Below are 23850 nucleotides of genomic sequence, written 5' to 3' on the forward strand. Positions count from 1 at the left end.
ACCTTATGAACTTGAAAGTGTTTGGGTTAAATTATATTCAGATACATGCGTTGTAAATGGAACATTTAACGCTGCAAGACACTGAGAAATACTTTGATTGGCATTTGCCGACGGCGTCACTCCGCTAGGCACGACAGGATTACTCATTTTTGTTGATAAACAGTTATCAATATCTGATGTAGAGGCTGATGAGAGCGTTGGCATTAATGAAATTGCATGCACGATTGCTTTTTCAGGCTGAATTACTTTAGCAACATCAACATCTGTGCCCGCAAGACTACCAGAAAAAGGGGTTGAAGCTGAATTATTGACAAACTGAATCGATATTTGTGTAATTACAGCTCGACGACCACTAGTATAATAATTGTCAGAAGATGAAGATGAACAATAGCCTTGTGCCCCGATTGAAGTACCATCAGGAGCTGTCGCTCCATCTTGCCATTGCATAATGCTCGCATTTGTAAGCGTAAAAAAGTTACTTTGGGTTCCACGATAACAAAAAACCAGTTCTTTACCTTTATTACTATCTGTATTGATATAACCGAACATTCCATCTGCAGCAAGTTGTCGATTTAAGCTATTTAAATCCTCTACCTTAAAAACTGCAGCATCAGAATTTTCTGTCAGTAGTTGTTGAGCCTGACTATTGGTTGCAATATTTAAAGATACCAAACTTTGTCGAATCGCCAATGTCCCAATAATCATGATCAAAAGTAATATCACCAATACCACAATAAGTGTAGCTCCTTGTTGAGAACGCCGATTCATCATGATTAACGCCCTCCTAAAGCATTACGAATTGCAACAGTTTGTGTAATTATCTGACGTAAATTTTTGATTTGTGCATTTTTAATCGTGCTATTTAAAGTCACTGACTGATCTAAAAGAGTAAACGATTTAGCCAAGTTAATATTTGAATCTGCACCTACAGACTGATTAGAACGTGCCAAAATGCCCAACTTGACCCCCACAATCCGAGCAGTTGGTGCATTGGTTGTGTATTGCGCAATCGTCATGTCTTGAAAATTACCCGAGCTATTTTGAACGGTCAGCAAGACATGAAAATAATCCACACGCTTCATAACGATTTGACCATTATCATTATTAAAGGCATTCACATTATTTGAACGCCCAGCAGCGCAAGCTAACGCTAATGCTGTTGCAGATGTTTCATTGCTATTGATATTAGCATCCTGACGCACAAAATAACGTTCAACTACATAAACAGAAGCATCTGTCACTTGTGTTCCTTCACAATCAAATAAACCACTGTCAATTTGGGCTTGTGTCGGTAAATATTGAATAACCAGTTGATCACTACCGACATTCACATTCGATGTATTGCTAACCGCACTTTGACTGACAGTAGAAGATGCTACTCCTGCCAAGTTTGTCGTACCAAAAACAATGCCACCATTTGCAGAGCCTGCTGTCATGGTTGCTGTTACAGCATTTAAATTTGCCATCCGAATATCTTTTGTAATGTAGTTTAAGGCAAAATTAGCATTATCTTGAATATCAGATGCGCCTTGTTGTAAGGCAAAACTTTTTTGCCCTGCAATAAAGAGCATGGTTGCTGCCGCAACAATAATTAAACCCAAAGCCAGTGATACCATGAGTTCAATAAGCGTAAACCCTCGTTGTGAATATTGCATTTAATATGCCTCCATCACAATACAGGTTGAAGTATCATTATAAGAAAAACCTGAACTTGTACTATTGGTACATGCGATATGCCCTGTTGTTGTCGCAGTTGTATCTACAGGGTCAGTTTTATTCCATGCGATATAAATGCACTGACGACCATTTGCTGTACCAGGACAAGTGATCATATTCAAAGTCATACCTGCATTGGTTGCCTGTACATAAGCTTCATGAACATCAAATGCTGCTTTTGCTGTTGGCGTACAAAAACCACTATAACAATTACTACCAGAAGCAGCCTGATTGGTTTGACTGGCTAATTGAGTTTGATATTGCGTTATAGCAGAATTATTAATCCGTATTTTTTCAGACAAGTCCCGTGCAATATTTATTGCCTGAATTCGATTAAACCCTTCAGAAGTCGCCTCTACAGCGCGTAATTGTAAAGCGACAAAGCCTAAAACTGCGATTGCCAAAAGCAGTAACGCTACTAGAACTTCAAGCAACCCGACCCCCTGCTGATATTTAACTCGCATTGCAACTCCCCGTAACAAGATCGCCTTGTTGTACAACTCCCATTCGGGAAAGGATTATTCTTTTTGAGTACTGTGCTTGTGCTTGTGCTTGATCACATAAGACCAATGTCATATCTGCACTTAATGGTGCTGTTGTTGTCGTTGGGTCTTGAACCATGCCATCTGCACGAAAAACGATTGTTGTTGTTGTTGAAATCAGTGCCGATTTTCCTGAAGCTGCCCAGTTGAGCGTACTGTCAGTATCTGCAGCAGATGAATTTAAAACGACAGTGACAGCACTACGTTGCAAAGCAGCCTTAGATCGCGCTTTTCCTAAAGTAATCACTAAACTACGCGTGCTTGCATTCAAATTCTGTTTGAGCAACACATTGTTAAATGAGGGCACTGCAATGACTGCAATAATCGCTATAACCCCAATCGTGACCATAAGCTCAATCAGAGTAAAACCTCGAACTGAACGCATCATATTATTAGCCTGCACAGCATTTTCCCATTTAAAATCATAACTATTTTTATTACAAAAAAAATACAATCAAGATAAAAGGTCTATAAAAGCAGATAAAATGTTATCTGCCTGAATTTTCTTTGCGGTTATGCCTGTATCACATGGATCCTTAATTCTTTAGGTAGGCTAAATGTTACATTTTCTTCACGCCCATCAAGTTCTTCAGGAGACTCTGCGCCCCAGTCCTGCAACCGCTGAATCACTTGCTTAATTAAAATTTCTGGAGCTGATGCACCTGCGGTTACACCGACCTTAGTGGTTGATTGGAACCAGTCTTGTTGCAACTGTTCAGCATTGTCAACCAAATACGAAGTTTTTCCCATGCGCTCCGCAAGTTCACGCAAACGATTAGAATTGGATGAGTTGGGAGAACCCACCACCAAGACGACATCACACTTTTCAGCTAAATCACGCACCGCATCCTGACGGTTTTGGGTTGCATAGCAAATATCATCTTTACGAGGGCCCTGAATATGAGGATATTTTTGACGCAAGGCATCAATCACTTTCGCAGTATCATCAATCGACAGTGTAGTTTGAGTGACAAAAGCGACTCTTTCAGGATGTTTCACTTGTAATTCAGCAACATCTTGCTCGTTTTCAACCAGATAAATTTCACCACCGCTATTTTTATCGTATTGCCCCATCGTTCCCTCAACTTCAGGGTGACCATGATGTCCAATCAGAATCGCTTCTACGCCTTCCCGCGCATATTTGGTGACTTCAATATGTACTTTCGTTACGAGTGGACAAGTAGCATCAAAGACTTTTAAGCCACGGCGCGCGGCTTCCTGCTGTACTGCTTTGGACACCCCATGCGCACTAAAAATGACAATATTATCGTCTGGAACTTCATCAAGTTCATCGACAAAGATCGCGCCACGCTGACGCAGGTCATCTACGACAAATTTATTGTGTACGACTTCATGACGTACATAAATTGGTGGCTGGAAACATTCAAGTGCCCGATTGACAATTGCAATCGCACGGTCAACACCTGCACAAAAGCCTCGTGGGTTCGCCAATACAATTTCCATAACTTCCTCAATCTGACAGGCAATGACTGTATTTTTTGAATTTATCGACCAAACTATTCAGTTTAGCCGCGCTCTACTCTAATATAGAGAAGATATTTTATCATATCAGGAAAAAATATCATGTCGGGTCTATTGTTTGTCGTTTCTGCAGCGTCAGGAACTGGCAAAACATCTCTGGTCAAAGCCCTGCTTGAACGTGTAACCAATCTACATGTTTCTGTTTCTCATACTACTCGTGGGCAGCGTCCCGGTGAACTCGATGGCGTGCATTATCACTTCACCAGTAAAGATCACTTTTTAGCGCAAGTGAAAGAAGGTGGTTTTATCGAATATGCGGAAGTATTTGGTAATTACTATGGAACGTCACAAACAACCGTCAAGCAACAGCTTGAAAAAGGACATGACGTTCTACTCGAAATTGACTGGCAAGGTGCAGAGCAAGTTCGTAAATTATTCCCTGAATCTAAACAGATTTTTATTTTACCGCCAAGTCAGTTTGATTTACGCCAACGCCTGTCAAACCGTGGTACAGATGCGGTAGAAGTCATTGAACATCGTTTAAGTTGTGCAATTACCGACATGCAGCAATACGTCAATTTTGATTATGTGATTATTAATGATGACTTTAATAAAGCCCTACATGATTTAGAATCCGTAATCAACGCTAACCGCCTGACTATGCTACAGCAAGCTCGGCGTCATCAGCAACTGATTGAAAAATTGTTGCACCCAGAGAATTGATTAAAACTTGAGTCTATGTGCAAAGCATCTTATACTGCACAGTCTAGTTAAATTTAACTCAGCAAGAGATTTGTTATGGCACGCGTAACTGTTGAAGATTGTTTAGACCATGTAGATAACCGTTTTGAATTGGTCCTTGTGGCAAGTAAACGTGCGCGCCAATTATCACGTCAAGGCATTGAACCAACTGTAGAGTGGGACAATGACAAGCCAACTGTTGTGGCTCTACGTGAAATTGCAGCCGGCCATATAAGCAAAGACATTTTGAAACAACGTGAGCAAGACTACCAAGTATCAAGCCTTGATCTTGCTCTTTCTGCAAATAACTTAAACCTAGAAGGCTTTACTTTCTAAGTCCAAGTTTTTTGCAAAAAAGCCTAGTTGGTTCAACTAGGCTTTTTTGTTTGCACTGTTATGATGCAATATTGAGTGAAATAATCAACTTTATTGAAATATTTTTGGTTTTTTCAGTGAGAAAAATTGACAAGACCCACAGAATGTTTTTCATTAAAGGGCTAACGTTTCCATTTGTGATTTAGCATTGAATTAAGGGTGGTTTATGCCAGGCGAAGAAGTCAGCCAAGCCAAGCAACAACTGAAACTGATTATTGACGAATATCTGTCAGAAAAAGATGTCGAACTGGTGCTTGCTGCCTGTGATTTTGCCGACCTTGCTCACAGCGGGATCACACGTAAAAGCGGCGAACCTTATGTGCTGCACCCAATTGCCGTATCTAGCATACTGGCGCACATGCGACTTGATTCCCAAACGCTGATGGCAGCGTTGCTGCATGATGTAATTGAAGATACCGAATTTAGTAAAGAAGAGATTGCGAGCAAGTTTGGTAAAGTCGTTGCCGAACTGGTCGATGGTGTCACCAAACTGACCCACTCTAGTGACAAACAGGTCAATAAAGCAGCCTCTTTTCGTAAAATTCTACAAGCGACCTTGCAAGACCCACGCGTAATTATCATCAAACTGGCAGACCGCTATCACAACATGACCACGCTTGATGCGTTACGCCCTGATAAACGCGCCCGCATTGCCCAAGAAACCTTTGATATTTTTGTGCCTATGGCACGTATCGTAGGGATGAATGAAATGGGTGATAATCTCGAATATCTGTGTTATCAAAATCTTGACCTTGACGTATTCAACAAAATTCAGCAGGCACTCCAACAGACTCGACCGAAACGCTGTGAATATCAACAAATCTGGGAAAAAAATCTTACACAGTTACTACAGCGACATCAGATTACAGGTCGCATTAAAAAGAAAAATAATAATATTGAGCTGATTCGCCACTTCCTTAAAAATGACATTAATCTACAAGAACTTACCCGTAGTCATACCTTCGAAATTATTCTAACCAGCATTGCCGACTGTGACCGTCTTGTCGATGTGTTACGGGAAAACTTTCAGGTTCTACAATTTAACGACCATATCCGTCGACCATTACCAGGTGGCAACCAGTCCCTGATGATGCGATTGAAGGGTGAAAAAACCACCCTATCCCTGACCATTCAAACTGAGCTCATGCGCAAGGCTGCGCGTTTTGGTGTGGTTCTCGGTGAAAATGCACCTCAAGCATGCCGCTCAGCCATTCAGGCATCTATGCAAAACCTGAATACCTTAATTGACGGTGAATGTGCCAAAACGACTTTTAGTGATTTGCTAGACTATTTGCATCAGGAAAAGATCTGGGTTTATACACCACATGGCCATCTGCATGAGCTACCGCAAGGTGCAACCATTGTCGATTTTGCCTATGCTGCCAGCCTGTTTTTAGGTAACCATGCGATTGGGGCAAAAGTGGATGGAGAGACCAAACCTCTGTCTACCCCTCTTGCGAGTGGGCAGGTTGTAGAAATTCTAACCGATGTGCTCGCAAGCCCGAACCCTGACTGGCTGAGTTTCATTAATACACAAAAAGCACGCCGTGCGATTCAAAATATCTTGCGTGATCAAGATGTTGAAGAACAGCGCATTATTGGTAAACAGGCACTTGACCGTGCTTTACGCCTGTTTAACAGTTCTAGTCATGAGTTATCTGAAGATGACTGGATCAATGTTTTAGAATGGCGTCATGTTGACAATAAAAATACCTTATATGAACAAATTGCTGTCGGTGATCTGCTGCCACAACTGGTTGCCAATCATTTATTTTCCATCGACAGTCAATTGGAAGAACCAAGTTCACATCGTTTGATTCAGGGTACAGACGGTATTGATGTCAAGTATGCGCGCTGTTGTAACCCAATTTTGGGCGATCCAATTCAAGGGCATTTATCGCGCCGTGGGTTGATTGTACACCGTGAACGCTGCCATAACCTGCTACATGAGCAGCATCTACATCCTGAAAATATCATGCCATTACAGTGGAGTGATTACGAAGTCGATGATGTGAGTTTTACCGCATATTTATGCATTGATATGAGTATGAATGACGAACAGATTTCTGACCTGATCTATCAATGTCGTAAAGCTAAATTTGGGGTAGAAATGATTAATTCCCAAGACAACAAAACCTATGTCAATGTCGTCGTCAATAACCGTAAGGAAATTGCTCAAGTGATTCGTGAGCTGCGTTTACACTTCGGTTTTCCACGAATTCTGCGCCAAGATACGCCTGTAATGATTAGCGAAACGCATAAAGTTGTATAATTTAAGCGCATCCTACATAGATTGTGTGCTATATATAAATGATATAGGTCATTGAATTTGTAAAGGAGACATGTATGTCACGCCAAGTGATTCATACTGAAAATGCACCTGCTGCAATTGGAACTTACTCCCAAGCCATTTTAGTTGGGAATACACTGTATCTTTCTGGACAAATTGGTTTAGATCCATACAGCATGGAATTGGTGGATGGTATTGAAGCACAAATTCGTCGTGTTTTTGACAACATCAAGGCTGTTTGTGAAGCTGCTGGCGGCTCTTTAGCAGATTTTGCAAAATTGAATATCTTCTTGACAGACTTGTCTAATTTTCAATTGGTCAACCAGATTATGGGCGAATACTTCCCACAACCTTACCCTGCACGTGCAGCGTTGGGCGTGGCAAGCTTACCTAAAGGGGCTTTGGTTGAAATGGATGGTATTGTAATCATTCCTTAAGTACAAAATGATGTATATAAAACCACCGATCAGGTGGTTTTTTTCATCCAAAAAGCCAATTATAGTTTTGTAAATATGAAGATGAAACCCATTGACAAACGATAACAATTATCAATAATATCAGTAATCGTATTTATCTTTTCATGGGTGCGCACATGTATGTTTGTTTATGTCGTGGAATTACCGACCAAGATATCAAAGATGCTGTTGCCAATGGTGCAGAAAGTTTTCGGGAAATTCGTGATTTACTCGATTTAGGCACTTGTTGTGGACGTTGTGCACCTGAAGCCCGTAGCCTGATTAATGAAGAATTGGCTGCCATTGCTGCAAAGATTTCTATCGCCGCATAGCCCCATTACAGGGGCAACGTCTCCTTGTCCGCTTTTGATTTAGAGTGGGTTTATTTTAGGTGTCAAAACTCACCTTCACCATGTGATTGTGATTTTCATTTGCCGTTCGATAAATTACTCGCAGCAATACAACTTCTTGGCTAAGATAAACTTATCATTGCCTTAACCCTGTTGAGGCTTGCATTATTTGCGGAGAAATAATAATGAAAGGCAATCGCGATGTTATCAATCAGTTAAATCAGGTGTTGTATCACCATCTCACGGCGATCAATCAATATTTTCTGCATTCACGTATGTTTAACGACTGGGGCGTTGAGAAACTTGGCTCTGCCGAGTACAAAGAATCGATCCGTCAAATGAAACATGCAGACAAAGTCATTGAACGTATTTTATTTCTTGAAGGTCTGCCAAACCTGCAAAATTTAGGTAAATTATATATCGGTCAGCATACTTTAGAAGTGTTGCAGTGCGATGTGCGGAAAGTTAAAGAAAATATTGAAGCACTGCAAAAAGCAGTCGCATTGTCAGAACAACTACAAGACTATGTCTCACGTGATCTGGTTCAGGAAATTCTAGAACATGAAGAAAATTACTGGGACTGGCTGGAAACTCAGATCGACCTCACAGAAAGTGTAGGTATCGAAAACTATATTCAGAGCAACATGTCTGATGAGTAACAACCTGCCGAAAGATAAATGCCGATCAGCGAAGGAGATTTTTAATCATCTCCTTCCTGTTCTCGATAAATTATTATAAATCATAAAACTATATCAACTTCATTCTTACCAATTTATACAAGTAATACTCCTCGCCCAAAAAACAGGTCAATCCCCTCATTGAATGGATAAATCTCGGAAGCGTCTTACCCTCAATATGTTTTTATCTTGAATTATGATAGGTAACACTTCTGTGAAGCATATCGCATCATCAATTCGAAAAAGAAAATGCCAGTCAATTGCTTAACTGACTGGCATTAGGCTATAAAGCAGCTTTTTTACTTAGGCATCACTTACGAATAGCACGACCATTATGATCTTGGTCAAGCAAGAGCTGATTATAAGGATGATCAACCTGATATAAACCATGGATCAAGGCTAATTGATGCTGGGCTTCTTGATTCTGCCCGTTATATGCTAAAAGCTGAGCGTATTTATATAAATCATAATGCGTTGGTGTAGTGACCGCAACTTGATGATAATGCTCTAATTGTTGTGGTGACAAACGGCTAAAACGATCCAGATAATACCAGTTAGCCCGTTGATCGAACTGATCCAAGACATAAACTCGATAGGGTTTAACTGCTGGAATCCCCTGATCAGAATGTTTATGCCCCTGATTTAAAGCATCAATTGAACTGAGATAATCGCGCCAGATTAAACCGTAAAGCAAAATACCAATCACTAAAATAGCAGTATTCAAGTTTGCAGATAGTGAAAATGCCTTCAGTTTGGCTGTCTGCGCCTGAATGACTCCCAGTAAAAAGCCAACAGGTAATAAGAAATAAGCATAATCTTGAGGGAATTCAAACATTGCATGAATCAATACACAGCAGACCATCAGCGTTGCAACCAATGACTCGCTCTTTTCCACCTGTTTGTTGAGTCGCCAAAGCCACCATGCGATATAAGCAATAATCGCGGTTCCAACAATAACACCATTCCAGACCAGTAATTCTAAAATGAGATTATGCGCACTGTTGGTTCGTTCATTGTGCTGAAGAAAATCTGCCCCGACCAATTGTGCATAGCTGGTTTGATTCCAGCCATAGCCCAGCCACGGATGTTGCTGAATGGCATACAGCATTTGCATCCAGATATTAAAGCGAGAATGACTCGAACTGGCACGTGCAATCACATCCGACATTTCTGAATGAGATAACCCCAGATGCACCAAAATCGCATTTAGACTTGGAATTGCCAGCAAGCAACCGATGTAAATCATCACCCATGCGGCAACATGGTAACGCTTGAAACGATATGCTGCGGAGAGTTTAAAAAACAGATAAATACTGAGTACTGCACAGGCCACCCAAGGCGTACGAGACTGACTGAGTGCGATGGTAAAGGTGAGCAATAATGCCCCTAACGTCACCAGCCAAGTGGGTAAGGTGCATTTTTCAAACAGATATAGGCAACTCATTAACCCCATCATCAGGAAAGTTGCCATATTGTTGGGCTGAGCAAAGTTCGCATAAGGACGATTACCACGTAATGGCATAATCAGTGATAATCCCTGATCGAGATGCAGCCATTGCAGCAATGCTATGCCAACGCTGATTAAACCGACCACAAAGGTCAGTAAGCTCCAGCCTTTAAAGACTTTTTCACGCTGCACGGGATCTTGAGTCAGATTAAATCCAAGTACAACCATCATGGCAAAGGCAAAAACATACAATGCCGATAACAATGCCTTACTAAAATAAAACTCAATACCAAATACCCACTGCACAAACGGGATACAGGCCATCACAAATAGTGGCACATTCAGCTTGGGCAATTGTAAGGGCTTGTCAATATATAAAGCCAACGTACATAAGGCCGCCGCATACGCTAATAATTCGCTAGATAGTGTCAGCCACGGGGTATAGTGATATGGAGATAGCCAAGACAATGCCAGCAGCACCGCAATCGCAAGAAACAGTAATCTTTGCATCATGAGCAAAACAGGTGAAAAATAAAGCACGCATTATAGAATATTTTTGAGTAAAGCTATGTAGCACAACTTGACCATTACAGCCTAATCTTCAATAAATTTTTCTATTTATAGGATGATGATTTATAAAATTCAAACATGCCACGAAGGCAGAGCTTGCTAAGATCATACTCATGACATTGACAACAAAGGACGCATCGCATGCCGCATCAAGGAAAAGAGCTTCATTTACGTCGCGCCGAAATTGGGCAAGGTACAGTCATTGCCCGTGCATTGCCACACCGAGAAAAACGCATGATTGGCGCATGGTGCTTTCTCGACCATGCTGGTCCAGTCGAGTTTGTTCAGGGTGAGGGACTTGATATTGGCCCACACCCACATATTGGCTTACAGACCTTCACGTGGATGATTGAAGGTACGCTAATGCATACTGACAGTCTGGGTTCAAAACAACTAATCCAGCCCAAGCAGGTCAACCTCATGACTGCAGGCTACGGTATTTCTCATACAGAAGTCACGCCTCCTCATGAAACCCAACTGCACACGGCACAGCTCTGGATTGCCCTACCCGATAACAAACGCAATATGCCCGCCAAGTTTCAGCATTATCCTGAACTACCCGTCATACAGAAAGACCAGATCGAATGTCGGGTTTTGGTCGGGGATTTTTTGGGGCATACATCCCCTGTTGAAGTCTATAGCCCATTACTTGGCGTCGACCTGTATGCAGCACAGGTAAGTCAGACCACATTGCCGCTGAAGCCCGATTTTGAATATGGCATTTTACTACTCTCAGGACAGGCACAGGTCAATGGACATGTGCTGACCACAGACAATATGCTCATCTTTGAAACAGGTTCAAGTGACATCAGTCTGGTACTGTCCGCCGATAGCCGCGTGCTCCTGATTGGTGGAGAACCCTTTGAATCGCCGATTTTACTGTGGTGGAACTATGTTGGTCGTAGCGAAGATGAGATTAAAGCTGCGCATCAACACTGGTTACAGCATGACAGCCGCTTTGGAGAAATTCCCGATTATCCAGGTGAACGCTTACAAGCACCTGCATTTCCCGAACACATGAGGGCATCGAAATGAGTATCGTTGGTCGTAGTCAAGTTCGAACCTTACCTGAATCATGGAAAGGGCTGGTTCATTGTGGTGAACATCACTTTTTTACTGATGAACCTGAACACCTGGAAGGTCATGATCAGGGTGCAGCGCCTTATGACTTGCTATGCAGTAGTCTTGTGGCATGCACCATGATTACGCTACGCATGTATGCAAAGCATAAAGGTTTCAACTTGGGCGAGTTTAAGGTCACTGCTCAGTTTCTAAGCCATCGTGATGGTTCTGAACACATTCAGCGTCAGATTGAATTTCCTCAGCCCATAACCAATGAGTTGCGTCAGAAACTTCTGGCCGTTTGCCAAAAAACACCCGTCACAAAAACCTTGTTGCGCAGTGTCAAAATCGAAACACAAATTTTCGACCCTGTAGCATAGTTTACACTTTGACGAATGTCGTTACATTTCGCCAAAGTCACCACGGTTAAAGTCATGAATAGCTTGCATAATTTCTTGTTGGGTATTCATGACAAATGGCCCATAACCCTGAATCGGTTCATTCAATGGTTGTCCAGTTAAAATCAGAATTCCTGCCCCCTGTTCAGCACTGATCTGAATCGGTTCGGCATCGTCTCGGTCAAACAGGACAAAGCTATGATCAGCAACCTGATACTGTTGATTGATCAAGACTGTTCCTTGTCGTACGACCACAATACAGGTTTGCCCCACAGGCACGTTAAATTCATGCTGCTGCCCTGCCATCAACTGAATATCCCAGACATTTACAGGACTAAAGGTCAAAGCCGCGCCTTGCACATCGGCATATTGTCCTGCGATGACCCGCAAATAACTGCCCGCATCATCGAGTACAATTGAAGGAATTTCACTTCGGGTAATGGCTTGATATTTGCCGTGAGTCATTTTGTCTTTGGCGGGCAAGTTGACCCAAAGCTGTACCATTTCTAGCTCACCACCTTGCTGGGCAAAAGCTTTCGAATGTAACTCTTCATGCAGTAAGCCTGCGCCTGCGGTCATCCATTGCACATCACCTGTCTGGATGGTTCCACCTCCACCATGCGAATCACGATGCGAAATTTCACCTTTATAGGCGATGGTCACCGTCTCAAAACCACGATGTGGATGTTCCCCGACCCCGCGTGGCGTGCTGGTTGGGCTAAAAAATTCAGGTGCAGCATAATCCAGCATCAGAAATGGACTCAGCACTTGCCCTAAACGATCATAAGAAAATAAGGTGCTGACATGAAAACCATCGCCCACCCAATGTTTTTGCTGTGTCCGATACTGCCCAATGACTTTTTTCATGTCGGAATCCTCACTTGATTTAGAGCATAATTTTACATTCTAAGTAGCCGTCAAAAAATCATAAAAATAAGACGGATTATCTTATATATGCAATAAACAACTTCCGCTACAATCAATTAGTTGTCTGAACGCAAGAGGCTGCCATGCATATTTTTGATGATTATTATTATTTTTATCTGGTGGTCAAACATGGCGGATTCAGTGCAGCCAGTGAAGCGACTCAAATTACCAAATCCAAACTCAGTCGGCGAATTTTAGAACTTGAAGAACGCTTTAATATTAAATTGATTCAGCGTACCACACGGCATTTTCAGGTGACGCCACTTGGGCAACAGTTTTATGAAGAATGCCAGAAAGTCGTTAACCAGATTGAATGCAGTGAAAACGTACTGTTACAACAAAAAAGCGAACCTCAAGGTCTGGTACGCATTAGTTGTCCAAATATCATGCTGCAATTTCAGATTCGCCCGATTTTAAATGCTTTTTTACAACAATATCCTAAAGTTCAACTTGAGCTGGAACTGACCAGCCGCCGTGTCGATGTATTACATGACAATATCGATATTGCAATTCGCACCAGTTTCAACCCAAATGTAGATTCCAGCTTAATTGTCCGCGATGTGGTAAAAACCACACATTGTCTGGTGGCAAGCCAAAGCTTGTTACAAGGTCATACCATTCAACATTATCAGGAACTGGCGCAGTACCCAGCATTGGCTTTAGGCTTAATGAAAAACCAGTATACGTGGCATTTGCAGCACCTAACCACAGGTGAAACCGTGAATTTTCATTTTGATCCCCGTTTAAAGTGCAATGATCTGGCAGGTGTCTATTATGCAGTCAAAGATGGTTTGGGTATTGCTGATTTACCTGTGCTGAGTGTGCAAAAAGATCTGAAAAACGGCGACTTAATACAGGTATTGCCCGATTGGCAATCCAATATTGGCACAGTTCAACTGGTCTATGCGTCACGTAAAGGGCAACGTTTAGTGATTGAAAAACTGATTGAAAGCCTGATACAAGGCTTACGCAACATGGTTGGGCGCGAAGCTGGTTATATATCCTAAGTCTTTGTAAGCAGACCATTTGTAACAGTTTCACCCAGTTAATTTGCGCAAAAGCATAGAATTGAAGGCAATCTCTGCTTTAAGATAGCTTTCTTTTTGCGTAATTTTTCAAAAAATGTCGAAACTCAGTGCATTAGATCAGTTGCTACAACGCTATAAACAATTGCAATATCATCAAGATCCTGTGTTATTTCAACGCCTACAAGATGTACAACAATGGCAAAAGAACCGCTTAAAGCACTCACATCAGGCATTATTTTCCGAAAAAAATAATCGGCTCATGGCAGCTTACTTTGTCGACCGTTTATATGGCGGACCAGATTTTGATACCTTGGCCAAACAGATTGAACGCTTACTCAAACATGCCCATAAAGCTGAAAAGTTTATTCCTGAAAATGCCATTAAAGCAGGAACTCACGGGATTTTACTCGCCATTTATGCGGTTGAACTTGATGAACAAGTTGCGGCTCATATTCAGAACAATTATCCGCATAATCAAGTGTTGAATGATGAAATCATGCGCCAAACCTATTTACAGCTTGATCAGGCACAGGCACGTCTGCAACAGCTCAGTATGGCGGATGAATTCGGGCATTATCTGGATCGTTATTTGCGCTCTTTTGTGGTTCATACAGCCTTTAAAATGTGTAAATCGGTGGCGTATAAACACCATTTCCAAATGATGTATGACTTTATGGATGAAGGATTTACAGCCATGAAGCCACTCAAGTCTGCCGAAAAATTTGTGCGCGATTTTACCGCACAGGAACGCCAGGTGATTCACCGCGTACATACAGGCGATCTACAGCCTTTTCAATAATCGCCCCGCACAAAGCAGACTTTTTTCTGTATATTATTCATCTATTCAAGCATGATGATCGCTGCAAAATTCTGCATAATCTGTCATCATACGCACTAATTCTTTTATACCGGTGAATGAGGAGAGACTCATGTCGAACGAACACCCAACGCCAAATACACCAAATGAGTCGACACAAAATTCCAATAAAGTTAGTCCTTTTTTAACTTCGCCGCTTCCTGAAGGCACACCACAAGGTCAGCAAACCAGTCTTAACCAAGCTCCGCAAGACACTCCGATTACAGAGTCAGTTCCTCACTACAACTTGCCACGCGGTGCGGGCAAAACAGGCAATGTCGGCGACACTACCCACTTTGGTTTTAAAACCGTGCGTACCGAAGACAAAGCGCAAAAAGTCGCAGAAGTGTTCCACTCGGTGGCTAGCAAATACGACATTATGAATGACTTGATGTCATTCGGGATTCACCGTTTATGGAAACGCTTCGCGATTAACATGTCTGGCGTACGTCGTGGTCAGCATGTTCTAGATATTGCAGGCGGTACGGGTGATCTTGCTAAAGTATTTAGCCGTGAAGTTGGCCCTCAAGGTCATGTGGTCCTGTCTGACATTAACGAATCAATGCTCAATGTCGGTCGTAGTCGTTTACTCGATGCAGGCTGTACCAATGTCGATTTCGTGCTTGCCAATGCCGAAACCTTAGAACCATTTGCTGACAACAGCTTTGATCTGTTGACTATCAGCTTTGGTTTACGCAACGTGACCGACAAAGATGCAGCACTTGAATCAATGTACCGTGTGTTGAAGCCAGGTGGTCGTTTACTGATTCTGGAATTCTCTAAACCTGTATTTGAACCATTCTCTAAACTGTATGACCTGTATTCATTTACCGCATTGCCAATTATGGGCAAATTGGTGGCGAATGACTCAGAGAGCTATAAGTATTTGGCTGAATCGATTCGTATGCACCCAGACCAGCGTACCTTAAAAGGCATGATGGAAAAAGCTGGCTTCCAGAACTGTGATTACCATAACCTGACTGGCGGTATTGTTGCAGTACACCGTGGTTTCAAACTCTAATCGAGGACGCTCCTGATGTGGTCAATTCTTGCATTAGGTGCTGCTGAACGTCTGGTCAATCGTGTGATTGACCTTGACGCGATTACACGCATCCAACTCAATCAACTCCAAGGGCAACTCCTCCGTGTCGTGATTGCCTCGCCACAACTCTCGGTCGATGTTTTTTTTGATGAAAACATCTTACGTCTAGAGCCAACGGCAACAGGACATAGCAAAACCCCAAGCCTGTTTGAACAACGCCCTTTCGACCCACAGCATAGCCCAAGCACTGCCAACGCCACCTTACAGGTTGCCAATGTGGTTGAGCTGCTGAAATTATTACTGGACAAAGAAGTCGGTACGATTCCTGTACAGGGTGATTTTCGCCTGTTGCAAACAGTGCAAGATATTTTGCAACGCCTTGAACCAGACTTGGCGGCACATTTATCGCCGTGGATTGGTCCAACGCTAGCACATGAGCTGGGTAAAATTCAGCATTTACCCCAACTGGCGAAACGCTCGTTGCAAAGCAAACTGTTTTTTGCCGCAGATACCTTAAAAGAAGACAGTGGTTTATTTGCACCGCGCTGGCAAATGGACGAACTGCAACAAGGCACACGTGCCTTGCAACAAAATATTGACCGACTGGAAGCCAAAATTCAGGCATTACAGCAGACAATTCTCCCAAAACAAGATTAGGTGACCGCTTCAATGATTCCGCATATTTCCCGTTTACTCGAACTGTGGCGTATTGCTGCGCACTATAGACTCGACACGTTGGTTGCTGCGGAAGACATTCCTATCAAGGCGCGCCCCTTACTGAAACTGATTCGCCTGCATCCTGCAGCATGGTCAAGCAAACAGGGCAAAAATCCGCTCAAGCTCAAAGAAGCTGTAGAGGAGATGGGGCCTTTAGCCATCAAACTCGGTCAGTTATTATCGACCCGCCGTGACCTGATTGACCCTGAAATCTTGCAGCAGTTGGTATTACTACAAGATCGGGTCAAACCCTTCGATGCTGATGTCGCCAAAATACGCATTCAACAATCCTTGAAAGCGGATATCAACTCGCTATTTTCCCGTTTTGACGAACAACCACTTGCCGCTGCATCGATTGCACAGGTACATACTGCTGCACTGCATGATGGACGTGAAGTGGTGGTCAAGGTCACCCGCCCGAATATTCGCGCACAAATTCTGCAAGATTTTGAAATTCTGACGTGGCTTGGACATAACCTCGAAAACCGTTTGGAAGCTGCGCGTGCCCTGCATCTATCGGAAATTATTCAGAACTACCGCCAAACCATTCTGAATGAACTGGATTTGACCCTCGAAGCAGATAATACCCGCCGTATGCGTCATTACTTCACAGGCTCAAGCATGATGTATGTGCCTGATGTCTATATGGACAGTACCGATGTGATGGTGGCGGAACGCATTACGGGCGTACCGATTTCAGATACCGAAACCTTTGACCGTCTCGGCATGAACCGTGCGGATCTGGCAGAAAAAGGCTTGACCATTTTCTTCACCCAAGTCTTCCGTGACAACTTTTTCCATGCCGATATGCACCCTGGCAACGTGTTTGTGGAAACCATTAATCCGCAGCAACCGCGTTATATTGCGCTCGATTGCGCGATTATGGGTGAACTCTCTAAGCAAGACCAAATGACGGTTGCCCGCATGCTACTTGCCGTGATGAACGGTAATTTCATGCAGCTGATTCAGGTGGTGCATCAGGCAGGCTGGATTCCACCAGGCACCGATCAGGATGCGTTGGCACGTGAAATGCGCCGCACCGTGGGACCTATGATTTCCAAGCCCATGCATGAGCTGGATTTTGCAGGCATCTTGATTCAGGTGATGGATATTGCCCGTCGTTTCCATCTGGAAATTCCACCACAGTTGATGCTGTTGCTGAAAACCTTGGTACATGTAGAAGGTTTGGGTACAGACCTCTACCCTGCACTGGATATCTGGAAACTGGCAAAACCGATTCTGACCGAATGGGTCAAGTCCAACATGGATCCTGTGAAAAATATCAAACAGTTAGGACAGCAAATTCCTGACTTGCTCTTGGGTGCACAGGATATTCCAACGCTGATAGTGGACAGCCTCAATGGCTTAAAAAATCAGTCAGCATGGCAAGACAAGCAATTACGCGAATTACAGCATTTACGTTTACAGATGCAACAGCAGCAAAAACGCAGCTGGATTTTTGGCAGCATGATCGCGATTTTACTCAGCATCGCCATCATCAGCCCGTGGTTTGTGTCGATTCCACTGATTGTTGTTGCCAGTCTGATCGCGCTGTGGCGAATTGTGCGTTAGGTGAGATTTAAAGATCTGCATATTGTCTGTTGATTTTTGATACTTGCATACCCTGTTCGTCTGTGGTGTTTCAGTTGAATCAGATCAAAAGAATATTTCCGCATTGCAATGCTTTGCCGTACACTATAGCCCTGCTTAATTTAAGCCTCTTTTTTCCACGCAAGAAATTTGGTGATTTTCCATGAACAATATGCAATGGCTCGATGAAGTAAAATTTAACGAACAAGGTCTCATTCCTGCGATTGCACAGCATCATCATACTGGACGAATCTTGATGGTGGCATGGATGAACCGTGAATCGCTGGCGCTGACTGCTGAGAAAAAACAGGCGGTCTATTTTTCCCGTTCACGTCAAAAACTGTGGCACAAAGGTGAAGAGTCTGGGCACTTCCAGACCGTACATGAAATTCGCCTCGACTGCGATGCCGACGTGATTGTGCTGCAAATTGAACAACATGGTGGCATTGCCTGCCATACAGGTCGCGAGTCGTGTTTCTACCGAAAACTGACTGAAAATGGTTGGGAAATTGTCGATGCACAGCTCAAAGACCCGAGCGAGATCTATCACAATACCGCTTCTAGCAATCCGCATACCCTTGCCATGTCCGCTTCAAATGCACAGGCGGAAAGCATCGAAGTGCTCGATTACCTCGGTAAAATGATGATTGAGCGTAAAGCAGCCGACCCTGAAAGTTCTTATGTGGCGAAGCTGTATCACAAAGGTCTGAACAAGATTTTAGAAAAAGTCGGCGAAGAAAGCATTGAAACCATCATTGCTGCCAAAGACTATGCCAGCCATGCTAGTGAAGACAACAAGAATGACTTGATCTATGAAGTGGCCGACTTGTGGTTCCATAGCATCGTGATGCTCGGTTATTTTGATATTGACCCGCAAATCGTGCTGAATGAACTGGCACGCCGTCAAGGTCTGTCAGGACTGGTTGAAAAAGCAAATCGTGCAGCCCACTAAACCAACTGCCGAACAGCAGATCGCCATTGAGCATGCGCTCCGTGGCGAATCGTTCAAAGTGGTGGCCTACGCGGGTACGGGTAAAACTACCACCCTGCAAATGATTAGTGCTGCCATGCCTGAACGGCGTGGCATGTATCTGGCATTTAACAAAGCCATTGCCAGTGAAGCCCAACAGAAATTTCACCGCAATGTCGACAGCCGCACCTTTCACTCGCTTGCCTATCGCAGTGTGCCACGCAATATTACCGACAAATTGCGTCTGCCACGTCTGAGTCCGAGTTTTCTTGCCAAAGAATATCGGCTTGAACCCATTACCCTACGCCGTTTGATGGGGGGACGTTACGAAAAATATGCACTGATGCCAAGTCGCCTTGCGAGTATCGTAGTCAATGCTGTGGGCTACTTTTGTGCCACCAGTTCGCAATATCCTGCTCCACGGCATATTCAGGTGCCGAGCTGGCTGCATCCCGATGATGCAACTGCCCTGCAACAGCATTTATACCCTGCACTGGAGCGCCGCTGGTTGGATTCGGTGAATCCACAACATCAGGCAGGCATTGGGCACGATATCTATCTCAAACTGTGGGCACTATCTGAACCATATATTCCCGCAGACTATATTTTATTTGATGAAGCTCAAGATGCCGACCCGCTCATGCTCGGGATTTTGCTACAACAGAAAAATACTCAAGTAATTTATGTCGGTGATGCCCATCAACAGATTTACGCATGGCGTGGCGCAGTCAATGCCATGCAAAAGCTGCCACTGACAGAGTCACGCCTGACCACTTCATTTCGTTTTGGCGAACCGATTGCCGAGGTTGCCAACAGCTTGCTCGGTGGACTGAAAGAAACCGTTCCGTTGCATGGCAACCCTGAACGTAAATCCTCAGTATTTAACAAGCCACATACCAAAAAGCGTGATGCGATTTTATGTCGTACCAACGCACGTGCCATGGAATTGCTTCTGGCAGGTCTGGTCAGTGGTGAGAGAGTCAGTTTGCAGGCCGATCATGCTCGCCTGAACCGCTTTATTGATGCCGCGAGCATTTTAAAACAGGGCAAACGCGTCACTGATGTGCCTGAACTGGCATGGTTTAATTCATGGCATGATGTGCATGAATACTGCGAAACCAATGAAGGCAGTGATATTAAACCTCTCGTCAAACTGGTCGATGATCATGGGACTGCGCCACTCAAACGCGCTTTGGAAAAAATCACTCCGATTCAGGAAGCGGACTATGTGATTTCTACCGCCCACAAAGCCAAAGGCTTGGAATGGGATCGGGTACATCTGGAAGATGACTATCAATTTAAGCTCAATGCACATGATCATAAAATCAGTGATGAAGAATTGCGTTTACTTTATGTGGCATGTACCCGTGCCAAAGTCAGTCTAAATATCCATTATATTTATGATCTAATCCAACAACTTAAACAGAAAACTCCGTTTAAGCCACAGACACTTACGCCCACTTCACTGTAGATGCGATTGGCTACAAGTAAGTAACAAATTTATAAAACATAAAAATTATAATCAGAATAGGCATTTACAGGACAAACGGCGCAACAGCCTTAAAAAGGGCTAGTTTTAGCAGTCAAAAAATGTAGAATAATCTTGTACTTAATTTATTTCAGCACATATTTTACCCATCTAACCCAGTCGGTCTCTCGGTTACAGCCTAGTAGAGCGCACTTCGGCTTTTAAAAATTGAATATTGGAATGCTCTTTGCACACCTCTGATTTTTAAAAGAAACATAACTTTAGGTCATGACCTAATTGACAACTTAGGGATTCAAGTGTGTTAGCCATTATCATACTGTTACCTCTGCTTTTCGGCACAGGACTGGTTTCGTGTTTATCACACGCACCACGCCGCCTCAACATGCTCGCCGCTATAAGTATTAGCTTAAGTTGTTTCGGGCTTTTGCTCAGTCAGTCAAATTCAATTTTTCATGGTGCAACCCTGTTACAAACCTGGGCTTGGCTCCCTGAAATTGGCATTAATTTCAGTTTTCGCCTCGATGCTTTGGGCTTGTTGTTTGGCTTGCTTATCAGTGGAATTGGAACCCTGATTTTTATTTATGCCTATTATTATTTAGGTGAAAAAAACTCTCTGAGTAAACTGTATGGCTTGCTGATGCTGTTTATGGCAGCCATGCTCGGTATTTCCCTGTCCAACAACCTGATCATCTTACTGGTGTTTTGGGAACTGACCAGTATTTCCTCATTTTTACTGGTGGCGTACTGGCATCGCTATGAAGCCGCACAGCGCGGTTCACGCATGGCACTGATCATTACAGGTATGGGTGGGCTGGCGATGCTCGGCGGCTTTATGCTGCTTGGGCAAATGGCAGGTAGTTTTCAGCTGGATCAGATTTTGGCGCTGGGTTCAACTTTGCAAACGCAGCCGTTATTTGTTCCTGCGCTATTGTTGATTTTACTGGGTGCATTTACCAAAAGCGCACAGTTCCCATTTCATTTTTGGCTCCCCAATGCGATGGCAGCCCCAACGCCTGTTTCAGCCTATTTACACTCGGCGACCATGGTCAAAGCAGGGATTTTTCTGGTGGCGCGCCTACTGCAGATTTTTGTCGGGTTTAGCTTGTTTCACAATTTAGTCACCATTGTCGGGCTTATTACCTTTGCACTCGGTGCATTTTTTGCGATTTTTAAAGAAGACCTTAAAGGCTTACTGGCTTACTCAACCATCAGCCATCTAGGGCTGATTATGTGTCTGCTTGGGCTGGGTTCACCGCTTGCAGTTGCAGCTGCAATTTTCCATATTTTAAATCATGCAACCTTTAAGGCTGCCTTGTTTATGATCGCAGGAATTATTGATCATGAAACAGGTACGCGCAGCCTGAAGAAACTGCAAGGGATCTGGTACTTACTGCCGTTCACAGGCACGCTGACCATGATTACCGCTTCTGCCATGGCAGGTGTGCCATTCACCAATGGTTTTTTATCCAAAGAAATGTTCTTTACTGAACTGGTCAGCCATCTGTCTGGTTTTAGCCTCATTTTAGGCGTTGCAGTTGCCACATTGGCAGGGATTTTTGCGGTTGCCTACTCGTTCCGTCTGGTGCATGGGGTGTTTTTCGATGGCGAAATCGGCGAACAGATTCCCAATCCTCATGCACATGAACCTGCACTTGGTATGCGTGGCCCGATTATTTTACTGGCCAGTCTGTGCATTTTAGTGGGCATCTTCCCAGCATTTTTTGCTGAAACACTGGTCAATCAGGTGACTCGGGCATCATTACAGCTCAATGAATTTCACAGCGTGCATTTAGCGATTTGGCATGGGGTCAATTTACCCCTACTCATGAGTATGGTGGCGCTGGTCGGCGGCTCGGTCTTTTATCTGCATTTAAGTCGTGGGGCACTGATCCGTCATATTGACATCGAAGATTATCTACGCAAGCTGCAAGGCAAACTGATTTTTGAATACCTCATGCAGCAGGTTGTTTATGTTGGGCGTGCGGTCAAGCTCAAAACCGAAACAGGTAAGCTGCAACATTATTTGTTCTGGATCATCAGTTTTAGTATTGTCATGCTGCTCATTCCATTGTGCAGCCAACCACTGCGTACAGGTACGCATCTCCTCACTCAGGCACCGTGGATTGCCATCATGCTCTGGCTACTGTTGTTTAGTGCCTGCTGGATGATGCTGTGGTTTCATCATGAACGGATCAAGGCTGTCTTGATTAGTGGCGCAGTCGGTCTGGTGGTGACTCTGGTGTTCGTCGCGCTGTCGGCACCTGATTTGGCACTGACTCAAATTACAGTCGATGTCGTGACCACCGTACTGCTGTTAATGAGTTTGTCACTATTACCTCAACTGACTCCCTATGAATCGACTCAAACCCAACGCTGGCGCGATGCAATTTTAGCGATTGTCGCAGGTGGAGGTGTCGGTTGGATCAGCTGGCTGATTCTGACCCGAGATCATGATTCAATTTCATGGTTTTTTGTGCAGCAGTCCTTACCACTGGGCGGCGGCTCAAATATTGTTAACGTAATTCTGGTCGATTTTCGTGGTTTCGATACCTTCGGTGAAATTACGGTACTGGGTATTGCTGCACTTGGCACATTATCACTTATGGATGGGATGCGTACGCACGGCACCACCATTACCCAAGGACTGAGCTACCGTTTTAACCCATCTCCACTGTTGGTACGGACGACTGCATCATGGGTGCTGCCTATCGCATTAGTGGTCAGTCTGTATATTTTCATGCGTGGGCATAACCTCCCTGGGGGTGGCTTTATTGCAGGTTTAATCACGGCAATGGCATTGATTATTCAATATATTGCCCTAGGTCAAGATCATGCCGAACAACTGCTCAAAGTCAAATCTGGACGACTGTATGAAATCTGGATTGGCACAGGTCTAAGTATTGCAGGCATAACAGGCGTACTGGCATGGCTCTGGTCACGTCCTTTTTTGACCAGTGCTCATGTGTATGTATATCTGCCTATCCTTGGCAAACTGCATTTGGCGTCAGCGGCACTGTTTGATTTAGGCGTGTACCTGACTGTTGTCGGTGCCACCATGCTGATGATTTCAGTCTTGGGTGACTCAAGACATACCAACATTTCAGGCCCTATCCCAAAGGAGTAAGA

General features: G+C 43.7%; 23 protein-coding genes. 16 read left to right on the plus strand and 7 right to left on the minus strand.

Features of this window, described 5'->3' with window-relative positions:
* Positions 1-3 precede the first annotated feature (3 nt).
* The 5 genes from F975_RS13985 to ispH form a co-directional block, all read right to left on the minus strand.
* Positions 4-771, minus strand: coding sequence for a hypothetical protein (locus tag F975_RS13985; protein WP_004754445.1), 768 nt, complete (start codon positions 769-771; stop codon positions 4-6).
* Between the two features lie 2 nt (positions 772-773).
* Positions 774-1655, minus strand: a complete 882-nt coding sequence (locus tag F975_RS13990; protein WP_004754447.1) for a prepilin-type N-terminal cleavage/methylation domain-containing protein — start codon at positions 1653-1655, stop codon at positions 774-776.
* Positions 1656-2180: a type IV pilus modification protein PilV gene (gene pilV, locus F975_RS13995; protein WP_004754448.1), complete on the minus strand. Its 525-nt coding sequence runs from the start codon at positions 2178-2180 to the stop codon at positions 1656-1658.
* On the minus strand, positions 2170-2646 hold the full coding sequence (locus F975_RS14000) for a pilus assembly FimT family protein (RefSeq protein WP_004754450.1): 477 nt from the start codon (positions 2644-2646) through the stop codon (positions 2170-2172). The genes pilV and F975_RS14000 overlap by 11 nt, the downstream gene beginning before the upstream one ends.
* Before the next feature lie 125 nt (positions 2647-2771).
* Positions 2772-3722 carry a 4-hydroxy-3-methylbut-2-enyl diphosphate reductase gene (ispH, locus tag F975_RS14005; RefSeq protein ID WP_004754453.1) on the minus strand — a complete coding sequence of 317 codons (951 nt, stop codon included), beginning with the start codon at positions 3720-3722 and terminating at the stop codon, positions 2772-2774.
* A 120-nt stretch (positions 3723-3842) separates the two neighbouring features.
* On the opposite strand from ispH, the gene gmk reads away from it, so the two are divergent.
* The 6 genes from gmk to bfr all read left to right on the plus strand — a co-directional run bounded on the left by gmk (position 3843) and on the right by bfr (position 8610).
* Positions 3843-4463, plus strand: a complete 621-nt coding sequence (gene gmk / locus F975_RS14010) for a guanylate kinase (protein ID WP_004754454.1) — start codon at positions 3843-3845, stop codon at positions 4461-4463.
* A 75-nt stretch (positions 4464-4538) separates the two neighbouring features.
* Complete coding sequence (gene rpoZ / locus F975_RS14015; protein ID WP_004754456.1) at positions 4539-4817, plus strand: DNA-directed RNA polymerase subunit omega; 279 nt, start codon at positions 4539-4541, stop codon at positions 4815-4817.
* A 205-nt stretch (positions 4818-5022) separates the two neighbouring features.
* Positions 5023-7128: a RelA/SpoT family protein gene (locus tag F975_RS14020; RefSeq protein ID WP_004754458.1), complete on the plus strand. Its 2106-nt coding sequence runs from the start codon at positions 5023-5025 to the stop codon at positions 7126-7128.
* A 74-nt stretch (positions 7129-7202) separates the two neighbouring features.
* On the plus strand, positions 7203-7583 hold the full coding sequence (locus tag F975_RS14025) for a RidA family protein (protein ID WP_004754460.1): 381 nt from the start codon (positions 7203-7205) through the stop codon (positions 7581-7583).
* A gap of 155 nt (positions 7584-7738) precedes the next feature.
* Entirely contained in the window at positions 7739-7933 is a 195-nt protein-coding gene (locus F975_RS14030) for a bacterioferritin-associated ferredoxin (RefSeq protein WP_034426091.1), read from the plus strand.
* A 203-nt stretch (positions 7934-8136) separates the two neighbouring features.
* Positions 8137-8610, plus strand: coding sequence for a heteropolymeric bacterioferritin subunit Bfr (gene bfr, locus F975_RS14035; protein ID WP_004754464.1), 474 nt, complete (start codon positions 8137-8139; stop codon positions 8608-8610).
* 328 nt (positions 8611-8938) lie between these two features.
* On the opposite strand, the gene F975_RS14040 is transcribed toward bfr, so the two are convergent.
* Positions 8939-10588 carry a PglL family O-oligosaccharyltransferase gene (locus tag F975_RS14040; RefSeq protein WP_004754465.1) on the minus strand — a complete coding sequence of 550 codons (1650 nt, stop codon included), beginning with the start codon at positions 10586-10588 and terminating at the stop codon, positions 8939-8941.
* A gap of 198 nt (positions 10589-10786) precedes the next feature.
* On the opposite strand from F975_RS14040, the gene F975_RS14045 reads away from it, so the two are divergent.
* Positions 10787-11680 carry a pirin family protein gene (locus tag F975_RS14045; protein WP_004754468.1) on the plus strand — a complete coding sequence of 298 codons (894 nt, stop codon included), beginning with the start codon at positions 10787-10789 and terminating at the stop codon, positions 11678-11680.
* Positions 11677-12087, plus strand: coding sequence for an OsmC family protein (locus F975_RS14050; protein ID WP_004754469.1), 411 nt, complete (start codon positions 11677-11679; stop codon positions 12085-12087). Before F975_RS14045 ends, F975_RS14050 begins: the two co-directional genes overlap by 4 nt.
* Positions 12088-12108: 21 nt before the next feature.
* Here F975_RS14050 and F975_RS14055 read toward each other — a convergent pair whose 3' ends face one another.
* Complete coding sequence (locus F975_RS14055; RefSeq protein WP_004754471.1) at positions 12109-12972, minus strand: pirin family protein; 864 nt, start codon at positions 12970-12972, stop codon at positions 12109-12111.
* Positions 12973-13115: 143 nt separating this feature from the next.
* Between F975_RS14055 and F975_RS14060 the strand changes: the two genes are divergently transcribed.
* The 8 genes from F975_RS14060 (at position 13116) to F975_RS14095 (ending at position 23848) form a co-directional block, all read left to right on the plus strand.
* Complete coding sequence (locus tag F975_RS14060; protein WP_004754474.1) at positions 13116-14039, plus strand: LysR substrate-binding domain-containing protein; 924 nt, start codon at positions 13116-13118, stop codon at positions 14037-14039.
* 115 nt (positions 14040-14154) lie between these two features.
* Positions 14155-14859 (plus strand): DUF8198 family protein, encoded by a 705-nt coding sequence (locus F975_RS14065; RefSeq protein ID WP_004754475.1) that lies wholly within the window; start codon positions 14155-14157, stop codon positions 14857-14859.
* 130 nt (positions 14860-14989) lie between these two features.
* Complete coding sequence (gene ubiE / locus F975_RS14070) at positions 14990-15937, plus strand: bifunctional demethylmenaquinone methyltransferase/2-methoxy-6-polyprenyl-1,4-benzoquinol methylase UbiE (RefSeq protein ID WP_004754479.1); 948 nt, start codon at positions 14990-14992, stop codon at positions 15935-15937.
* Between the two features lie 15 nt (positions 15938-15952).
* The gene (locus tag F975_RS14075; RefSeq protein WP_004754481.1) at positions 15953-16615 is read left to right on the plus strand and encodes a hypothetical protein; all 663 of its coding nucleotides are present in this window, start codon (positions 15953-15955) and stop codon (positions 16613-16615) included.
* 12 nt (positions 16616-16627) lie between these two features.
* On the plus strand, positions 16628-18247 hold the full coding sequence (locus F975_RS14080) for an ABC1 kinase family protein (protein ID WP_004754482.1): 1620 nt from the start codon (positions 16628-16630) through the stop codon (positions 18245-18247).
* A gap of 181 nt (positions 18248-18428) precedes the next feature.
* Complete coding sequence (hisIE, locus tag F975_RS14085) at positions 18429-19217, plus strand: bifunctional phosphoribosyl-AMP cyclohydrolase/phosphoribosyl-ATP diphosphatase HisIE (RefSeq protein ID WP_004754483.1); 789 nt, start codon at positions 18429-18431, stop codon at positions 19215-19217.
* On the plus strand, positions 19153-20706 hold the full coding sequence (locus tag F975_RS14090; protein WP_051064842.1) for a UvrD-helicase domain-containing protein: 1554 nt from the start codon (positions 19153-19155) through the stop codon (positions 20704-20706). Before hisIE ends, F975_RS14090 begins: the two co-directional genes overlap by 65 nt.
* 316 nt (positions 20707-21022) lie before the next feature.
* The gene (locus F975_RS14095; protein WP_004754489.1) at positions 21023-23848 is read left to right on the plus strand and encodes a monovalent cation/H+ antiporter subunit A; all 2826 of its coding nucleotides are present in this window, start codon (positions 21023-21025) and stop codon (positions 23846-23848) included.
* Positions 23849-23850: the final 2 nt, after the last annotated feature.

This window comes from Acinetobacter brisouisimilis, from assembly GCF_000368265.1.
Taxonomy (GTDB): Bacteria; Pseudomonadota; Gammaproteobacteria; order Pseudomonadales; family Moraxellaceae; genus Acinetobacter.

Excerpts from the sequence above, each read along its gene's own strand:
- F975_RS13985 (WP_004754445.1), bottom strand. The coding sequence starts at position 771 with ATGATGAATCGGCGTTCTCAACAAGGAGCTACACTTATTGTGGTATTG.
- F975_RS13990 (WP_004754447.1), bottom strand. The coding sequence starts at position 1,655 with ATGCAATATTCACAACGAGGGTTTACGCTTATTGAACTCATGGTATCA.
- pilV (WP_004754448.1), bottom strand. The coding sequence starts at position 2,180 with ATGCGAGTTAAATATCAGCAGGGGGTCGGGTTGCTTGAAGTTCTAGTA.
- F975_RS14000 (WP_004754450.1), bottom strand. The coding sequence starts at position 2,646 with ATGATGCGTTCAGTTCGAGGTTTTACTCTGATTGAGCTTATGGTCACG.
- ispH (WP_004754453.1), bottom strand. The coding sequence starts at position 3,722 with ATGGAAATTGTATTGGCGAACCCACGAGGCTTTTGTGCAGGTGTTGAC.
- gmk (WP_004754454.1), top strand. The coding sequence starts at position 3,843 with ATGTCGGGTCTATTGTTTGTCGTTTCTGCAGCGTCAGGAACTGGCAAA.
- rpoZ (WP_004754456.1), top strand. The coding sequence starts at position 4,539 with ATGGCACGCGTAACTGTTGAAGATTGTTTAGACCATGTAGATAACCGT.
- F975_RS14020 (WP_004754458.1), top strand. The coding sequence starts at position 5,023 with ATGCCAGGCGAAGAAGTCAGCCAAGCCAAGCAACAACTGAAACTGATT.
- F975_RS14025 (WP_004754460.1), top strand. The coding sequence starts at position 7,203 with ATGTCACGCCAAGTGATTCATACTGAAAATGCACCTGCTGCAATTGGA.
- F975_RS14030 (WP_034426091.1), top strand. The coding sequence starts at position 7,739 with ATGTATGTTTGTTTATGTCGTGGAATTACCGACCAAGATATCAAAGAT.
- bfr (WP_004754464.1), top strand. The coding sequence starts at position 8,137 with ATGAAAGGCAATCGCGATGTTATCAATCAGTTAAATCAGGTGTTGTAT.
- F975_RS14040 (WP_004754465.1), bottom strand. The coding sequence starts at position 10,588 with ATGATGCAAAGATTACTGTTTCTTGCGATTGCGGTGCTGCTGGCATTG.
- F975_RS14045 (WP_004754468.1), top strand. The coding sequence starts at position 10,787 with ATGCCGCATCAAGGAAAAGAGCTTCATTTACGTCGCGCCGAAATTGGG.
- F975_RS14050 (WP_004754469.1), top strand. The coding sequence starts at position 11,677 with ATGAGTATCGTTGGTCGTAGTCAAGTTCGAACCTTACCTGAATCATGG.
- F975_RS14055 (WP_004754471.1), bottom strand. The coding sequence starts at position 12,972 with ATGAAAAAAGTCATTGGGCAGTATCGGACACAGCAAAAACATTGGGTG.
- F975_RS14060 (WP_004754474.1), top strand. The coding sequence starts at position 13,116 with ATGCATATTTTTGATGATTATTATTATTTTTATCTGGTGGTCAAACAT.
- F975_RS14065 (WP_004754475.1), top strand. The coding sequence starts at position 14,155 with ATGTCGAAACTCAGTGCATTAGATCAGTTGCTACAACGCTATAAACAA.
- ubiE (WP_004754479.1), top strand. The coding sequence starts at position 14,990 with ATGTCGAACGAACACCCAACGCCAAATACACCAAATGAGTCGACACAA.
- F975_RS14075 (WP_004754481.1), top strand. The coding sequence starts at position 15,953 with ATGTGGTCAATTCTTGCATTAGGTGCTGCTGAACGTCTGGTCAATCGT.
- F975_RS14080 (WP_004754482.1), top strand. The coding sequence starts at position 16,628 with ATGATTCCGCATATTTCCCGTTTACTCGAACTGTGGCGTATTGCTGCG.
- hisIE (WP_004754483.1), top strand. The coding sequence starts at position 18,429 with ATGAACAATATGCAATGGCTCGATGAAGTAAAATTTAACGAACAAGGT.
- F975_RS14090 (WP_051064842.1), top strand. The coding sequence starts at position 19,153 with ATGAACTGGCACGCCGTCAAGGTCTGTCAGGACTGGTTGAAAAAGCAA.